This window comes from Tenebrionibacter intestinalis (genome assembly GCF_016632365.1).
GTDB classification, from domain to species: Bacteria; Pseudomonadota; Gammaproteobacteria; order Enterobacterales; family Enterobacteriaceae; genus Tenebrionibacter; species Tenebrionibacter intestinalis.
The window spans coordinates 12,758-27,858 of sequence record NZ_JAEPBH010000033.1 but is presented as its reverse complement, the minus strand read 5'-3'; the positions used below and the strand labels follow the sequence as shown (position 1 = coordinate 27,858).

The following is a 15,101-nucleotide window of genomic DNA, read 5'->3' as shown; positions in this document are numbered from 1 at the left end:
GATTTCCCCTTGCCTTACGATTTGGCTTTCGGCATCTGGGAAACCAGTGACAGGTTGACGTCCATGCCTTCGACCTGGAAATGCGGTACCGCATACAGGCGAACGCGGAAGAAGCCCGGATTGTCCTCAATGTCTTCCACCACCACTTTGGCGTCACGCAGCGGATGAGAGGCCTGCAGCTCATCGCCCGGATCGGTCATTTCGGTCACCAGGCTTTTTACCCAGGTGTTCAGCTCCAGCTCCAGCAGACGACGGTCTTTGGTGGTGCCGATATTTTCGCGCTGAATCAGCTTCAGGTAGTGCGCAATACGCGACAGCAGGAAGATGTACGGCAGACGCGCGTTGATACGGCTGTTAGCCGTCGCATCGGCGGTGTCATACAGAGCCGGCTTCTGTGTGGAGTTCGCCGAGAAGAAGCAGGAGTAATCACGGTTCTTGTAGTAGGACAAAGGAATGAAGCCGAGATTCGCAAATTCAAACTCACGGGTTTCCGGGATCATCACTTCTGACGGGATCTTGACCTGATTGCCGGTGCCCAGATCGTACAGATGGATAGGCAGATCCTGGACGGCACCACCGGCCTGGGGGCCACGGATCTGCACACACCAGCCGTTGTTGATGAAACTGCGAACCATGTTAGAAGCGAACGCAAACGAGGCGTTAGTCCACAGGTATTTATCGTGATCCGGGCCTTTCACTTCTTCTACGTAGTTGAAGCTACGAACCGGCACGGTGTCCGGACCATACGGCAGACGCCCCAGCACGCGTGGCATTACCAGACCGATATAGCGGGCATCATCCGTCTCGCGGAAGGATTTCCACTTGATGTATTCAGCACGGTCAAAGTAGTTACCGATATCCTTGATGGCTGCCACTTCTTCCATTGAGTCCTTGAGGAAGAATTTAGGGCCAGCAGAGCCAATAAACGGCATATGCGCTGCAGCGGAGACTTTGGATATATTACGCAGCAGAGCAACATCCTGCGCAGACGCATCAAATTCGTAGGCGGAAATTAGCGCGGCAATCGGCTCACCGCCCGGGGTGTCATACTCATCAATATATGTATGTTTATACAGTCCACTCTGGATGATTTCCGGGCTGTCTTCGAAGTCCTGACGCAGATCTTCTTTGGACATATCCAGCAGCTCAACCTTCACGTTCTGGCGAAAATCGGTTTTATCCACCAGGGACTGCACTCCGCGCCACAGGCTTTCAACAGCCTGGAAGTCCGGTTGGTGCATAACCGCATCCAGCTGGCGGCTAATCTGATAGTCCAGCTCCGCAATGTGGTGGTCGATGAGGTTGCGGTCGAGCTTCTCCACTTTTGAGCCAGATTTTGTCAGGCACTCCAGGAACACCTGCATCCCCGCTGTTAAACGTTCATCCGCCGTTGCATCCGACATCGCCTGCGCGTCCTGCCAGATATCCAGCGCACTCAGCTCGGACACCGGGTTCAGGTTGATTTTTTCAAACAGGGACGCATAAACCCCGCCCGCAGCAGGACGTTCCAGCACCACGCTTTCGCCACCAGCCGCATTCTCATTTTTTACAGACATCAGCATCTTCCTTTTTAATCCGTTAAATCATCGTGACCGTTATGGCTGTTTAGGTGCGAGAGCAGACAGCTCTGAGCGGAGTTCTGCGCTTAACGCCGGGTCGAGCAGAATTTTTTCCAGCTCCTTTCGGAAAGCCTGATTGTCCAGCAGGTTCGCTTTTAAATCGCGAAGCAGGTTGCGCATGGAAAGCATTGCCTTCAGCTGTGGGATTTGCCTGGAAACCTGCTCCGGGGTGAAATCCTTCATGCTACGGAAGGTCAGGCTGATGTTGTCTTCACTGCCGTCATCAGCCAGCGTGTTTTTAACGGTCAGACTGACTTTTGGGGAATATTCAGAGAGCACTGAGTCGAAGTTATTTTTGTTCAAGTTAACTTTTTTGCGCTCAGACAGGGGGGCAGACTCCTGACCATTACTGAAGTCACCCGCCACCAGTAATTTCAGCGGGAGCTCGGTTTTCTTGCTGGCTCCCCCTGTATGCAGGTCAAGCTTTAGATTAATACGTGCCTTTGGCACTTCATTCTGGAAACTATCAGCCATCTCATCATCCCTCGGTTTATCGCTGCGTGCACTTTTTCAGACTAAAGTGATTTACACGCGATAATAGAATAATGATCGACTTAAGATCAAATATACCGATCTTTAATCGGAATAGAGAAAATTCTTAAGAATTTTCCACTAAATGTTAGTAGCGAATTGCACTATCATGCCAGTAAAATGAACTACCACTAGCACACAAAACAAACATTTATGTCGCAGTAGTAAAAACAAACGGACAATTGTTAATAAAATGATCTTAAATTGATTTATATCAATATCAGGGGAATTAAATTACCCATGTTTTTTAAAGATATGGTTTTAGATCAGAAAGAGATAAAAGGTTCAGAAAGTCATAGCTTTGCTTCATGTGGGAAATACAGCAGTAGCGATAAGGAAAACATCAGGAACAAAAGCGGTTTCATGTCCCGGAAGAAAACGTTTCATTAACTATCAGAGCTGTATGGCGATCCTGTCAGGCTTCAGCACGACAGCAGGGAGTGCATGGACCAGGAAAACCGCCATACATGCTGACAGGTTGCCCGTCACCTGAAATTCAACCGGCGCAACCAGTTTGCCTTCATTAGAAAATCCATCGGTCAGTGCCGATTTTCTTACCAGCAGCGCATCAATATCACGATATTCTTCAGTCAGGGCTTCAGTGCCCCACTCCCGGTCACTCACCACTGCATTGACCCAGCCCTCTGATTTAAGCTGTTCAATCACGTAAGTCAGCCGGTACAAATCCGACTGAGCGGTCACCGGCCCTGTACAGGATACCCACAAATATTCCAGACGGTTGAATAAGCCCGCGGCAAGACCTTTCTGGCGCCCCAGTACCACCATACTCTCAATATCGGATGCGATTGCACGCGGAAACCGTTTTTGTTTATACGCCACCGTTAACCAGCGCAGTAAAAATGCATGCATGCTGAGTGGCGACAGCGCCTGACCATCCTGCTGAGCGGTACGTAAGGCGACCAGTGCGCACCAGGCAAAATGTGCCAGTGCCGCGACGGTTTGTTCCGGGGGTAAGGTATCGTGAGTTTTTTTCATTCAAAAATTATATCGGCGCAGCAGAGAACGGGGAAGACCGGGATAAGGTGCATATTTTCAGACCTGAATTAACTGCCATCTCCTTTGTTTACAGAGACCATTACGTTCACGGACAAACCACACCCGTTCTGGCTGTCATCACGGGAGATACCATTTCATTCACCCTGGTCTGTAGCTGACTGAATGGCTGTGAAAATGAACATCTTTCTGTGCGACTGATAATGAAAGACGCCATACTGGTGACGTTGCTATCAGTACCCGTCACAGTGCGCCATGCCTCTCTGAGTATCCCGCTAATCTCCTGCTGTACGACCTCATCGCGCCAGGCCCCCAGCGTATCAAGATTCATCAGCAGCACTATTTTGTACTCTGGTGCACTGGCAGACTCCCACATCCATCGCAGGATCGTTGGCGGTGAACTCTGGCGCACCTGCTGACGCTGACGCGAATATTCGCCGGTGCGCTGCCAGACTTCAGTATGAAAACGCAGAATCAATGAACGGTATTCGCTCATGGCTTCACGATACGGCAATTTCAGCGTAAAGCAGAATGCCGCCAGTCGCGGGTAATGGTCAACGGCCTGCTGCAGAAACGCACGCGTGCTGACGGCATCCGCGCTGACATCATCCGATGCCCGTGTGTAAGAATGATTCAAAATGCAAACTCTCTTTGGGTTAAATCAGGGAGGACACCGCCTGTGCGGCGGTATCGGGTTCATAAAGACGGGAGAAGACTATCCGGTACTGCAGCAGTAGTTTCTCTGCCAGTTCACTTCTTCGATGCTGTAGATACCGGTCTGGCACCGGTAACAGTGCTTCCCCCCCTGATAATGGTCACCGCACCACACACAGTACCAGGACAGCGTCATCACAGCTGCATCCAGTCCGTTGAGCATATTGCGCAGCTTCCTGTACCGGGCTTCGGCTTTCACTTCGGGGTCGAGATGAGCGCAGTTCATCAGCACATCCCGGGCCACGGCCAGCGTATCGTGCTCAAACCACGCCGGGTCGCTGAACGTGCTGGCATGCAGCACTAGACGACAACCACAGGAAGCACAACTCCATATTTGCCCCGGTGCGCTCATGGCCTCACCGGCCGTCACAAAGTGACCTTCGCGGTCATTTGCAAGGTAACATTTCAGTACGCGCATGCCGTTACCTCTGCAGTATGGATTTCAGCATCAGAGAGTGTCCTGCTGAACTCACCGGTCCGGCAGCTCAGGCAGTAGCGCTCGCCATGGTAATTGCTGTCGCAGCCACTGCAGTGCCAGTCATTCCGGTAAACCAGCGGACGGGCATCCGGTATATAACATTTAAGTTTCCGGATATGACGGGCCTCCCCCGGCTCTGGTCTGACATACGGACAATGCTGTCGCCCGTTATCTGTCAGCATGTCGGACCGGTGTTCAAACCATGGTCGTCCTGCGTCGTAATCAGGGTGGTACTGCAGCGCACTGCCGCAAAGGTGGCAGGTGTAGCGGTCATACGGATACTGTTGTGCCGTTCTGGCTCCGGTGAGTCGACCATTACCGTCAAGGGCGATGAAAGATTTGGCATACATTGTGGTGCTCCTTACCGCCAGACAACACGCAGGCGTCAGCCGTCCCGGTATGGGCAGCGTGGCAGGGGATGAATGGCGGGTCAGTTATGCGTTAGCGGAAGATGTTTCGTGGTATTCAGTCACGGCAGACCACCAGGGTTACGGTTGTGCAGATGTGACGAGGGTTCGAAAACAAACAGGGCAGGGTCTGGCTCCACAATACTGTCGCCGGCAACGGGGACACTTCCAGCGCTCCGGGAAGTTTTGTGGTTTGGTTCGGCGTTGTTTTTCCATCAGGAGACCTCGTCTGCTCAGCCGCCACGGGAATCTGCAATACGCTGCTGCATCCAGGTTTCCACCTCGCTTCTGCGCCAGCGGGAGCTGCGGCCCAGCTTGATAGGTCCGGGAAACAGCCCGTCGCCAATCAGTTTGTAGAACCACTTATCCGTCATCCCGGTGTAAGTAGTAATAAAAGTCATATCGATGAGCGGGTCTTCTGCGCAAAGCAGGGGGGTGTGGTTTGTGTTAAGTGTGGTCATGGTCGTTATCTCCCTCTGAGGAATAGCTGTCGGGAGACGTCCGGTGTCGTTGAGTCATGGACATGCCGGCTCGCCTCAGAGAATAGGGATTGCCTGTTAAAAATTACCGGCCCCGTATCATCAGGCCGGCTGAATATGTGCGTGGGAGTATGTTCAGCCCCGGCTGCAGCCGAAGTTACGCTCACCATCGCCGGTCTCTTTGGTTTCGCGTTTGGCAAGATAAGCGGCCTGTGCCAGCGCCTGTTGAAGCTCTGCGGTATTGCCGCGCGTCAGCCAGGACACCGGGCTCTTCGGGAAGCGGGCCAGAACAGCATGCGCCTGTGCATCCACCTTCAGGGCACTGCACCACGCCTGTTTAATCATTCCTGCAAGCGAATCCGGGTCTTTGTAATCCCCCGGCCCGCACCACGTATCGCGATTCAGCAACAGCACCGCGTGGTAATGCTTCTTCCCTTTGATTTCACCAAACTCCCGCGCCCAGACAAAACGTAGCGTGGTCGGCCAGACGCGTTTTCCCTCGCGACGTTGACGCGCCTGAAGGGCAGCAATGCGGGCTTTCAGAGCATCGGTGAAGCGGGAGATAACGGCCGCATCGGTGGCCGCTGGCATATCCGGCAGACGGAGGTCAACACGCAGGGCCAGTAAGCGGGTGTAAGCGTTAAGTGCGCAACTGAAGGTATCGGCGATGCGTTGCTGCCAGTAAGGGTCGTATTTGTAACTCATCAAAATGGACTCCGGTGGGTTATCGTTCATAACCATTACCGGTGCTGTAAAAAAAAACTTTTCGGGAACCCTGCCATCGCAATGCCAGAGCGGATTGCCGTGTGCCACATGAAAATATCGTCACCCTGCGCGGTGCTGTTCGCTTAAATCAGGAGATAAATCAAACAGCCGTCAATAAAAATGTTCACCTGCCCGGTAGAATAACGGGCAGTTCAACTGAGCTGTTTCATCAAAAGGGAAAAGACATGCGACTGAAAAGTGTGGCAGTTAAAAATTTTCGCTGTTATGCACAAGAAGTAAGCGTTGAGTTTGATGACCTGACAACCTTTGTCGGACGCAACGATATTGGCAAATCGACGATCCTTGAAGCGCTGGAGATCTTCTTCAACAACAGTGTGGTATCTATCGAAAAAGGCGATGCCTGTATCCACAGCGGACAGGACAATGTGGAGATCACCTGTGAGTTTATTGAGCTTCCCCCTTCCCTCACACTCGACTCTGGCGCGGAAACTACCCTCCAGGAAGAGTTTCTGCTGACGGGAAACGGCTCACTGAAAATCCGTAAAATCTTTAACTGCAGTAACAAAAAGCCGACCGCCGAGATTTTTGTCATTGCAAACCATCCCGCGGCTGCTGGTTTTGAGAACCTTCTGGAACTGAAGGAAAAAGAACTTCAGGCCAGGGTGAAAGCGCTGGGGCTCAGTGTTTCGCTTAAGGGGAATCCCGGGATGCGAAAAGCTATATGGGCCGCCTCAGCAGATCTTCAACTGACGGAAACACAGCTTCCCGTCAGCAAAGCCAAAGAGGACACAAAGCGTATCTGGGAGCAAATAGAGGGCTGGTTGCCCATGTTCGCTCTCTTCCAGAGCGACAGAAGTAGCCGGGATTCCGACGATGAAGTACAAAGCCCGATGAAAGCGGCGATTACTGCAGCACTGGCGGAGGTCCAGGAAGACATAGCCAGGATCCAGTTGAAGGTGCAGCAAAAAGCTGAAGAGATTGCCCGAAATACACATGAAGCGCTGAAGACCATTGAGCCGGGCCTGGCAAGTGAGCTTACCCCTGAATTTACCCCTCCCACACAGTCAAAATGGCAGGGGCTGTTCTCTGTAGGTCTTAACACGGATGGGGGGATCCCGCTGAATAAACGCGGTAGTGGGGTCCGTCGTCTGGTGCTGGTCAGCTTTTTTAAAGCCGAAGCAGAACGGCGACTGAAGTCCAGCAATCGCCGCAGTATCATCTACGCCATTGAAGAGCCTGAAACCTCACAGCATCCCAATTACCAGCGGATCCTGATAGAGTCATTCAAATCTCTGTCTCTCGAAGCCGGCTGTCAGGTTATCCTTACCACGCACAGTCCCGGCTTTGCGGCAGAGCTACCAGGTGACAGCATTCGCTTTGTTTCCCGTGATGCTGAAACCGCGCAGCCGACCATTCAGGCTGGTGCTGATGTTTTCGGCATCGTCACAGATACACTGGGCGTCACACCAGACAACCGGGTCAGACTGCTGTTCTGTGTCGAAGGACCGACCGATGTCGCCGCTTTTAAGGCTCTCAGTAAAGCGCTACATGCAGAAGACAACACCCTTCCTGACCTGGAGAGTGATGAACGTGTGGCGTTTATCGTACTGGGTGGGGGAACGCTCAAGCACTGGGTCAATGAAAATTATCTACGTGCCCTGAACCGCAGAGAAATTCATATCTACGATCGTGATGTTCCTGCTTATGCTGAAGCAGTCAATGCCGTTAATGCACGGGCCAAAGGATGCTGGGCGGCTCAGACACTAAAACACGAGGTCGAAAGCTATCTTCATCCTGATGCCATTCACGAAGCTTTTGGTGTGATGATCGACGTCACCGACCATCCTGTCGGCGGTAAAGCTACCCCTAAAGTGTTTGCAGAAGCCTATTCACTGGCACAACGCTTTGACGGTGTGATGAAGGATAACGCCGCCAAAGCCCGACTGGCAGAACGGGCGTTCCCGTTGATGACTGCCGCCCGCATCCATAAGCGCGATCCGGAGGGAGAAGTTGTCGGCTGGATGCGGAGGATACGTGACATGCTTCAGTAGTAACGCCGAGAAATCCGGATAGCGCTTTCTGTTCCAGGACTGGCTGCCAGCGATAACCCGGAGAGCACGCTGCATCACCCAGATCCCTCCCCGGGACAAACGGTGTGCCTCCCGGCATGAAAAATGATTAACCGGTAACGTCTTCCCCCGTTTGATTAAACGCCCGGACATTACCCAACCTGCCGATAACAATGCAGAAACGGATATTAACGTTCTGGTCAGCCAACAGCGGTTTATATCATCTTCTAAAACGCGCTGTAACGCGTCAGGTTCAATATACCCAAGCCATTCACAGATTTCTGTTAGCGTTAGCTTTTATGCGATTACAGGGGATTACAGAAAGCCTCTGTGATATCCAGGGATTATAACGCTACCGCTTATCAAATAATTCCCGCTAATGTGTTAATCGTACCCCATGCACAGGCAGCTTTATTGGTAGCAATAAGCAACCTTCGACTTCGTTATCGGATCTACGGTATATGCATGGGTTATGACTCCCGACACAGGCTACAGACCTGGATTATGGTATCGTTGATGTAATCAATACACCGGTACATACCCTGCGGGTTAACACAATCCTTTTAACTGAATTGATTATTGCATGACCTGTCATAGCCAGCTCCCGTAATAACATACCTGGCAGACAGACTCATACCATAGCGCTCACTATGTATTTACACTTCGTATAACGCTGCCATACGCTCAGTCCATCCGCCGGTAATATTATCAACTGTGCTACCTTCCCTGAAGGTTTATACACCAGCAACAATATCACTACTTTTAATATCTAACGTATTTACTCGTTTACGCAGCCTTATCTCAGGGTAACTATCTCACCTTGTTGCCTGACATAGGGATATCACTGAGTTCAGGTACTATCTGATAAATAACCTTAACTACCGACTGATATCATCGGTAACACTCTTCTTAACAGTAACACTCCCTTTCAGATGACATTCTTTTCTTAGCTATCACTCACCCTTCTGATGCAATACGCTTGTATTAACTGTTGTTGAACTATAAAGACACCCCCTTCTTTATTATATTAATACCAATCCAACACATCGGGCCTGACTGCAATACCAGAGCAGGTTACGTCAGGCCTGGTCTATACGCGATAAAAGCCATGCACGTTCACTCTGGAATTATCTTTACCAACAACCAAAAAAAAGACACTTTGTCGCCTCAAATAACCTCAACCACTATAACGCCCAAATTTCCACAGCTCACAGAAGCCATCTCCCTGATTCTGAGCAATGAAGTGAAACTATACCAGGGTAACCATACCTGATGCCAAAAATGTATCCAGCAGCGAACCAGGCACCATGATGGGGATGAAAAAGCGCGTGTACACAAGGATGATCGGGTAGCTAAGATGCGCCTTTCACAAAGGGAATATTGAAGATAAAAACCAGAAAACAAGGTATTAGAAAGAAATTTAATAACATTAACGACTACACTCACACCACGCTATCACCTTTTAAATACCCACTTAAAACCACCACTGAACCTCAATCTGACTACCAGATGTGTTTTTTAGTGACTGTAAAACCGTATCCATGCTACTGTGTGACCACTAAACACACCACTAAAATCACTACAATGTAGTTTAAAAACAAAGGAATTAATAATGGCAGTTAATTTCTACAATGGAAGTCAGGGAATTATAAAAAGTCGGGATATGCGGATTTGCAATTATTATGCTGACTGGCTGATGACGAATAACCGAATCGACACCAGAAACATTCCACGACAGGATGCAGAAAGTTGCAGAAAAGTATTAAATGAACTTATTAATCAATACATTCCGGATAAAGAGCAACAGATAAGGTTGCTCCAGGATATGGAAATGGGCAGGGAAGAAAACATTCTGCCACTGGATAGTTTTGACTGGCTGAATCAGGATGAGCGAGCTACATTCTGGTTGTGGGGTTACCTCTGTAAAGTTAGCGATGAAAATTTTGGGATTACCCGAAATGGAAATACACTATACGGTCCAAACTGGTATACACATTTCGGATTATCTCTGTCTCCAGTCAATCACAGGGAACGGGTGAATATCATAGGTCATATATTTGATCGCATTATCATCACGCCTCCCCCTGTGACGTATTTAAAAAAACAGGTCATGGAGAGACTTAAAGACAAGTGGAAAAATATTTACAGCAAACCACTCCCGCTAAAATGGTTGCCGGATGAAGAGGACGCTGTATTGTGGGCGTGGAACAACCTGAGTAAAGTACAGAAAGTCAGCATCAGTACCCTGGAGGAACTGAGTATGACCTCCGGTGGGTTAACAACATGGTTTACTCCTCTCAGTCATACAGAGCGTAACCTTGCCCTGCGTGCAGCGCTGGATTTATGGGACAATGCCCCAGACTCAAAACGTTTGTTTCTCCTGAACCTCAATAAAGCCTGGAACCAACAAAAGCTACGCCAGTCCCGTACTGATAAAAAAGCGCTGAACACATATCTTAAGAACGAAACCAAAACGCGACTCGACTTTATGGCTGATCGTAGCGGGGTTCGTATCAGCGATATGCTGGAAATGTTGATTAATGAACATTACCGGAAGACCTGCGGTGGTGAATAAATTTTCTCCCTGACTACAGAAGTGAATGAAAGTCTCAATCATACAGACCAGAAATTACATTCAAAAAAATTTCAGACCTATATTACCTGTGTGAGAACGGCAGCAGAAATGCTGCCGTTTTATTATTCCACTCACGGAGGTTAATGTGTCCGATAAAACTGAACAGGGCCTTGATGCCCTGAAGCAACAGCTGTCTATCCTGCCCGAAACACTCTCCCGCACAATACTGAACCGCATCCGGCAGCACATCCATTACGAGCCGGTCATTGGCATTATGGGTAAAACAGGAAGTGGAAAAAGTTCGCTCTGTAATGCGCTCTTTCAGCAACCCCTCAGCCCAGTCAGCGATGCTCAGGGCTGTACCCGTGAACCGCTTCGCTTCACGCTCGATATCGGCGGGCGCCGCATGACGCTGGTCGATTTACCCGGTGCCGGAGAATCTCTGGACTATGACCGTGAATACCGGCAGTTGTATAAAGAGCAGTTACCGACGCTGGATCTTATCCTCTGGGTGATGAAGGCGGATGACCGGGCCTGTGCTACTGATGAGGCATTTCACCGGTTCCTGCTCAAATGCGGTGTCTCATCAGGCAGCATTGTCTTCGTCATTAACCAAGCCGACAAGGCAGAACCCTCGCTGGAATGGGACAGGGAAGCCTGTCAGCCCTCCACCGGCCAGCTACTGACACTGACTGCCCGGAGCGCATCCATCTCGCGGCAGTTCTCCTGTCCTTATCCGGTGCATGCAGTGTCGGCAAAAACCGGCTACAACCTGGCCCGTCTGGTCGAAACCATGATATTCGCCCTGCCCCCGGAGGCCAGCAGCGGCGTGTTTAGTCAGGTCAGGGAAGAACACCGGTCTGCAGAGGCAGAGAGTACAGCCCGAAAGGATTTTGGCGATCTGCTGGGTGAGTTATTCAGCCGGATAGTTGACGCCATTCCGCTGCCAAAGTCGGTCCGGGAAGGGCTGGGAACAATCCGCGATGGCATTGTGAATGCCGCTTCCGCACTGTGGCACTGGTTTTTTTGAGGAGGTGGAAATGATACTCAGGAAGCTGACATTGCCTCTGTTACGCATGCTGCTGCGCTATATCCGAAGACAGATAGTAAACAGGATCCTGGGTTACTGTCGGCACGCAGGCAGGCCGGAGAAAGCGATCCACCGCGTCCGTTGGGCTCTCATCGTTCTGTTTCGCATCCTACTGCGTTTATTGAGGGAGAGATTAATAAAACGCAATACTGCAGCCACCTTCAGCCCTGACAGCGCATCCTGCTGACCGGCTTTATGACAGGGTATGACCACCTACAGCTCACTCACTGAACAATGTGCAATTATCCGCGAGAATTCAGTCAGTTATTTTCGAAAAAATATTTCATCTTTTCTGCCTCTTCCTCTCATCGCTGGTCATAACCTGTCCACCCCATCCTGCATAATAACCGCATGAGTTATCTCAGTATTTTTATTCACGGAGGGCATATGCGCGCCACGGATCCTGCGCATCGACACGACAGGCTGGCACTCAGGCTGTCAGTTATTATCAGCCGGCTTCTTGCCGGTGAATCCCTTTCACTGAAAGCGCTGTCCGGTGAATTTGGCGTATCTGAACGCACCCTGCGCCGGGATTTCTCTCAGCGTCTGCTGCATCTGGATCTGACTGGCGATAACGGCTTCTGGCGTTTAAGAACGAACCCGATGCGCGATCATACCCCGGGTGCGCTGGCGTTTGCCCGCAACACCGGAATAGCCCGTCTCATTCCCTCACAGAGCCGTCAACTGATGCAGCTGCTGATGGATGAAAGCGGCACATCGCCCTGTCTGATAGGTAATGTACAGCATCCAGCGGGGATCCTCCCGGACTGCTTTCAGAGGCTTGCTGAAGGCATTTACCACCACCGGATGGTCAGCCTGCTGGTAAAGGGTATTCGTCACGACCACCTCGAGCCCTACCGGCTGATTTTCTCACAGGCATACTGGTATCTGGCGGCCAGCCAGTATGGTGCGATACGGGTATTCAGGGTTGAAGAAGTAACGTCGGTCTCCCTGTCTGAACGCTCTTTTCACCGACGCAGTGAGACCAGCGCGCTCATTGTGGACGCGGATTTCATCAATGCCCTTCCGCATTTTCACTTTATCAGCAACGTCATTCACACCTTCCGGGAGCATTCTCCCGAACCTCAGACCAGACCAAAAGGAGTTAAAACATGAAATACGGCAAAGCCCTGCTGCTGAGCGCAGGAATGATGCTGTCATCGCTGTCAGCTGCAAATGCCGCTACGCCCGATGCGCTTATACAGGCACATCATCAGCGCTGCGGCAAGCCCGTCTTCTATGCACAGACCGCTAACCACAAAAAAGAGGTCGAGATTTGCATCATCACCCCGTCGGTATCCTATTCATTCGGGAAGAAAGGCGCAGAACATAAGGAAATGGACATTACCGTACCGGCAAACACCACCACGTACGCATATCAGAACAATCAGGTAATCAGTCTGCAGGAATTCACTGTCCGAAACGGCGACACCTCATACCAGGTATCTGCCTGGACAAACGATGAAGGCACACCGTTCGCATCCCTGGACGTTTATCAGGGAACACCGGAGACGGGTAAGCATCTGGCGGAAATCCGTCTCGACCCGAATACGGTGGTGAACAATATCAGCCATTCACTTGCACAGGAAGACGTGACGGAATCAGACAGCCTCTGAACAGCGGTGTCTTAACGTATGGATATTAACACAATGATTAATAAGAAATTAAAAATAACGATGGCTCCCCGGGGTGTATTACTGATCGTCACGCTGCTGGCAGCACAGGCCCTGAGTGGCTGTGGTGACAGGAACGAACAAGAGTTCATCCGGGGCTGCAAGTCCGGTGGAGGCACTACCGCAGTCTGCGGCTGTATATGGGATGAGCTGAAGACGAAATATACCCACGGGGAACTGGAGAAAATGAACCAGCAGTACGGCTATGTACCTCCCCGCGTCATGGACAACATGCTGAGCGCTGCTCAGCAGTGCAGAAAATAAGGACTGAAAAGAATGGCGCTTGTTATTAAATATTTTGCGATTGCCTTCGGCATCGCGCTTGCGGTGGTCCTGTTTAATGTATTCGGGAATACGGGCGAAATACGCAGTTTCGGGCAGGGAATTGGGTATCTGTTCTGGATGACGCTCGGCCCCGGTGCAGGTATGACGGTCGGCGCGTTCCTGCGCCAGTGGCTGATGCCGGATGCAGTATACACCAGCGAAGGTATGACCGGGCTGCTTAAAGCCCGCCTGTTCTGGCTTGTGGGACCTCAGTGTATCGGCTGGCTGACCGGTCTGATAACGGTGGGCAAACAGCTTATGTAACGCCCACGACGGGTTCATCAACAGTTACCACCTCTTCGATAATTTAAGGAAAAGTTCATGCGCAAACTATCTGCCGTTCTGCTGGTAACAACACTGGCATTCACTGGCCTCGCACACGCAATCCCCAATATGTGGACCAGCGGCTTCGGCATGGGGGTGACCGAATACATCATCACCAGTCCCGAAAATGTGATGTTTAACCTCAACTGCACCGGCAACCCCGATGAGCAGAACATCCTGCAGCATCACGTCATGCTCACCTTTCCTGATGGTTCCGGAGCGGACTCACATGACGACCAGACCGTCATCACGCTGGTCATAAACGATCGACAATTCCCGCTCCCTTCGTCTCTGGGATGGCGTAATGCAGACAATGCCTGGTCGCAGTTTATTACCGCTCTGGGGCAGGCAGCACATTTTGATGTGTATGTGAATGACAGGAAAGCCGGCAGTTTTCATCCGGGGATCAGGAATACGCAGCAGGAACTGGAAAATATCAGCGACTGTGAAAATACGGCCGGTTAATTTCCGGACACACCTCCCCCACTCGTTTAATACAGGAATTTAGTTCATGATGGATATCACGATTAACACCCTCAGCCAGCGGCTGAATACCCGTACGCTGCATTTTGTCCTGCTCAGCATGGCCACCTGCGGCGTCTGGCCCCTGCTCTGGCTTTACAAAAAGCAGGATATCATCAGCGAAACCACGGGCTACCCGCTTTACGGCAATCTGTTTATTATCTGGCTCACCGTCTGTTTCGGGCTCAGCCGTCAGTTGGGTGTCATGGCTGCGCCTGACCCGTATGGCTACGACTCAACCGGCGATATCCTGCTGGCACTCAGCGGACTGCTCTCAGTGGCCAGCGGAGTGATGTATGTGGTCTGGGCCTTTAAGGCCAGAACGGTGCTGCGTCACTATGCGCTGAACACCTTTCGCTTCGACCTGAAGATGAACGCCTTTTATACCGTGCTGTTTAACGTCTTCTACATCACGTACTGCATCAATGACATGCAGCAGGCGCTGGCGAAACACCAGATTATTCATGGCACGACAGCAGCACTGAATGAACCCGCGCCAGCCGGGGCAGAACCGACGAGCCAGCCCTGACAACTGTCATAACACAGGTATTACACA

General features: G+C 51.0%; 17 protein-coding genes. 9 read left to right on the top strand and 8 right to left on the bottom strand.

Translation table 11 applies throughout. The features are described from left to right. Window positions 1-14 precede the first annotated feature (14 nt). From tssC to JJB97_RS12875, 8 genes are all read right to left on the bottom strand, one after another. Complete coding sequence (gene tssC, locus JJB97_RS12910) at window positions 15-1,562, bottom strand: type VI secretion system contractile sheath large subunit (protein ID WP_238714405.1); 1,548 nt, start codon at window positions 1,560-1,562, stop codon at window positions 15-17. A 33-nt stretch (window positions 1,563-1,595) separates the two neighbouring features. Next, window positions 1,596-2,093, bottom strand: a complete 498-nt coding sequence (gene tssB / locus JJB97_RS12905; RefSeq protein WP_238714404.1) for a type VI secretion system contractile sheath small subunit — start codon at window positions 2,091-2,093, stop codon at window positions 1,596-1,598. Between the two features lie 450 nt (window positions 2,094-2,543). After that, on the bottom strand, window positions 2,544-3,146 hold the full coding sequence (locus tag JJB97_RS12900) for a DUF2913 family protein (protein WP_238714403.1): 603 nt from the start codon (window positions 3,144-3,146) through the stop codon (window positions 2,544-2,546). 106 nt (window positions 3,147-3,252) lie between these two features. After that, on the bottom strand, window positions 3,253-3,801 hold the full coding sequence (locus JJB97_RS12895) for a YagK/YfjJ domain-containing protein (protein WP_238714402.1): 549 nt from the start codon (window positions 3,799-3,801) through the stop codon (window positions 3,253-3,255). Window positions 3,802-3,879: 78 nt separating this feature from the next. Then, a complete protein-coding gene (locus JJB97_RS12890; protein WP_451923554.1) occupies window positions 3,880-4,230 on the bottom strand; it encodes a putative zinc ribbon protein in 351 nt (116 codons plus the stop codon). 53 nt (window positions 4,231-4,283) lie between these two features. Continuing rightward, window positions 4,284-4,706, bottom strand: a complete 423-nt coding sequence (locus JJB97_RS12885; RefSeq protein ID WP_238714400.1) for a zinc-ribbon domain-containing protein — start codon at window positions 4,704-4,706, stop codon at window positions 4,284-4,286. Window positions 4,707-4,996: 290 nt separating this feature from the next. Continuing rightward, complete coding sequence (locus JJB97_RS12880; RefSeq protein WP_238714399.1) at window positions 4,997-5,224, bottom strand: helix-turn-helix transcriptional regulator; 228 nt, start codon at window positions 5,222-5,224, stop codon at window positions 4,997-4,999. A 153-nt stretch (window positions 5,225-5,377) separates the two neighbouring features. Further along, window positions 5,378-5,947 (bottom strand): inovirus Gp2 family protein, encoded by a 570-nt coding sequence (locus JJB97_RS12875; protein ID WP_238714428.1) that lies wholly within the window; start codon window positions 5,945-5,947, stop codon window positions 5,378-5,380. Between the two features lie 101 nt (window positions 5,948-6,048). Between JJB97_RS12875 and JJB97_RS12870 the strand changes: the two genes are divergently transcribed. The 9 genes from JJB97_RS12870 (at window position 6,049) to JJB97_RS12830 (ending at window position 15,074) form a co-directional block, all read left to right on the top strand. After that, the gene (locus JJB97_RS12870; protein ID WP_238714398.1) at window positions 6,049-8,019 is read left to right on the top strand and encodes an ATP-binding protein; all 1,971 of its coding nucleotides are present in this window, start codon (window positions 6,049-6,051) and stop codon (window positions 8,017-8,019) included. Window positions 8,020-9,649: 1,630 nt separating this feature from the next. Further along, window positions 9,650-10,612: a hypothetical protein gene (locus tag JJB97_RS12865; protein WP_238714397.1), complete on the top strand. Its 963-nt coding sequence runs from the start codon at window positions 9,650-9,652 to the stop codon at window positions 10,610-10,612. 145 nt (window positions 10,613-10,757) lie between these two features. After that, the gene (locus JJB97_RS12860) at window positions 10,758-11,642 is read left to right on the top strand and encodes a GTPase family protein (RefSeq protein ID WP_238714396.1); all 885 of its coding nucleotides are present in this window, start codon (window positions 10,758-10,760) and stop codon (window positions 11,640-11,642) included. 447 nt (window positions 11,643-12,089) lie between these two features. Beyond that, window positions 12,090-12,818, top strand: a complete 729-nt coding sequence (locus tag JJB97_RS12855; protein ID WP_238714395.1) for a helix-turn-helix transcriptional regulator — start codon at window positions 12,090-12,092, stop codon at window positions 12,816-12,818. Then, window positions 12,815-13,318 carry a hypothetical protein gene (locus tag JJB97_RS12850; protein WP_238714394.1) on the top strand — a complete coding sequence of 168 codons (504 nt, stop codon included), beginning with the start codon at window positions 12,815-12,817 and terminating at the stop codon, window positions 13,316-13,318. Before JJB97_RS12855 ends, JJB97_RS12850 begins: the two co-directional genes overlap by 4 nt. An 18-nt stretch (window positions 13,319-13,336) precedes the next feature. Further along, entirely contained in the window at window positions 13,337-13,639 is a 303-nt protein-coding gene (locus JJB97_RS12845; protein ID WP_238714393.1) for a hypothetical protein, read from the top strand. 12 nt (window positions 13,640-13,651) lie between these two features. Next, a complete protein-coding gene (locus JJB97_RS12840; protein ID WP_238714392.1) occupies window positions 13,652-13,963 on the top strand; it encodes a hypothetical protein in 312 nt (103 codons plus the stop codon). Window positions 13,964-14,020: 57 nt separating this feature from the next. Next, window positions 14,021-14,488 carry a hypothetical protein gene (locus tag JJB97_RS12835; RefSeq protein ID WP_101701123.1) on the top strand — a complete coding sequence of 156 codons (468 nt, stop codon included), beginning with the start codon at window positions 14,021-14,023 and terminating at the stop codon, window positions 14,486-14,488. 46 nt (window positions 14,489-14,534) lie between these two features. Continuing rightward, complete coding sequence (locus tag JJB97_RS12830; protein ID WP_134933851.1) at window positions 14,535-15,074, top strand: DUF4234 domain-containing protein; 540 nt, start codon at window positions 14,535-14,537, stop codon at window positions 15,072-15,074. Window positions 15,075-15,101: the final 27 nt, after the last annotated feature.

Excerpts from the sequence above, each read along its gene's own strand:
- tssC (WP_238714405.1), bottom strand. The coding sequence starts at position 1,562 with ATGCTGATGTCTGTAAAAAATGAGAATGCGGCTGGTGGCGAAAGCGTG.
- tssB (WP_238714404.1), bottom strand. The coding sequence starts at position 2,093 with ATGGCTGATAGTTTCCAGAATGAAGTGCCAAAGGCACGTATTAATCTA.
- JJB97_RS12900 (WP_238714403.1), bottom strand. The coding sequence starts at position 3,146 with ATGAAAAAAACTCACGATACCTTACCCCCGGAACAAACCGTCGCGGCA.
- JJB97_RS12890 (WP_451923554.1), bottom strand. The coding sequence starts at position 4,230 with ATGAGCGCACCGGGGCAAATATGGAGTTGTGCTTCCTGTGGTTGTCGT.
- JJB97_RS12885 (WP_238714400.1), bottom strand. The coding sequence starts at position 4,706 with ATGTATGCCAAATCTTTCATCGCCCTTGACGGTAATGGTCGACTCACC.
- JJB97_RS12880 (WP_238714399.1), bottom strand. The coding sequence starts at position 5,224 with ATGACCACACTTAACACAAACCACACCCCCCTGCTTTGCGCAGAAGAC.
- JJB97_RS12875 (WP_238714428.1), bottom strand. The coding sequence starts at position 5,947 with ATGAGTTACAAATACGACCCTTACTGGCAGCAACGCATCGCCGATACC.
- JJB97_RS12865 (WP_238714397.1), top strand. The coding sequence starts at position 9,650 with ATGGCAGTTAATTTCTACAATGGAAGTCAGGGAATTATAAAAAGTCGG.
- JJB97_RS12855 (WP_238714395.1), top strand. The coding sequence starts at position 12,090 with ATGCGCGCCACGGATCCTGCGCATCGACACGACAGGCTGGCACTCAGG.
- JJB97_RS12850 (WP_238714394.1), top strand. The coding sequence starts at position 12,815 with ATGAAATACGGCAAAGCCCTGCTGCTGAGCGCAGGAATGATGCTGTCA.
- JJB97_RS12845 (WP_238714393.1), top strand. The coding sequence starts at position 13,337 with ATGGATATTAACACAATGATTAATAAGAAATTAAAAATAACGATGGCT.
- JJB97_RS12840 (WP_238714392.1), top strand. The coding sequence starts at position 13,652 with ATGGCGCTTGTTATTAAATATTTTGCGATTGCCTTCGGCATCGCGCTT.
- JJB97_RS12835 (WP_101701123.1), top strand. The coding sequence starts at position 14,021 with ATGCGCAAACTATCTGCCGTTCTGCTGGTAACAACACTGGCATTCACT.
- JJB97_RS12830 (WP_134933851.1), top strand. The coding sequence starts at position 14,535 with ATGATGGATATCACGATTAACACCCTCAGCCAGCGGCTGAATACCCGT.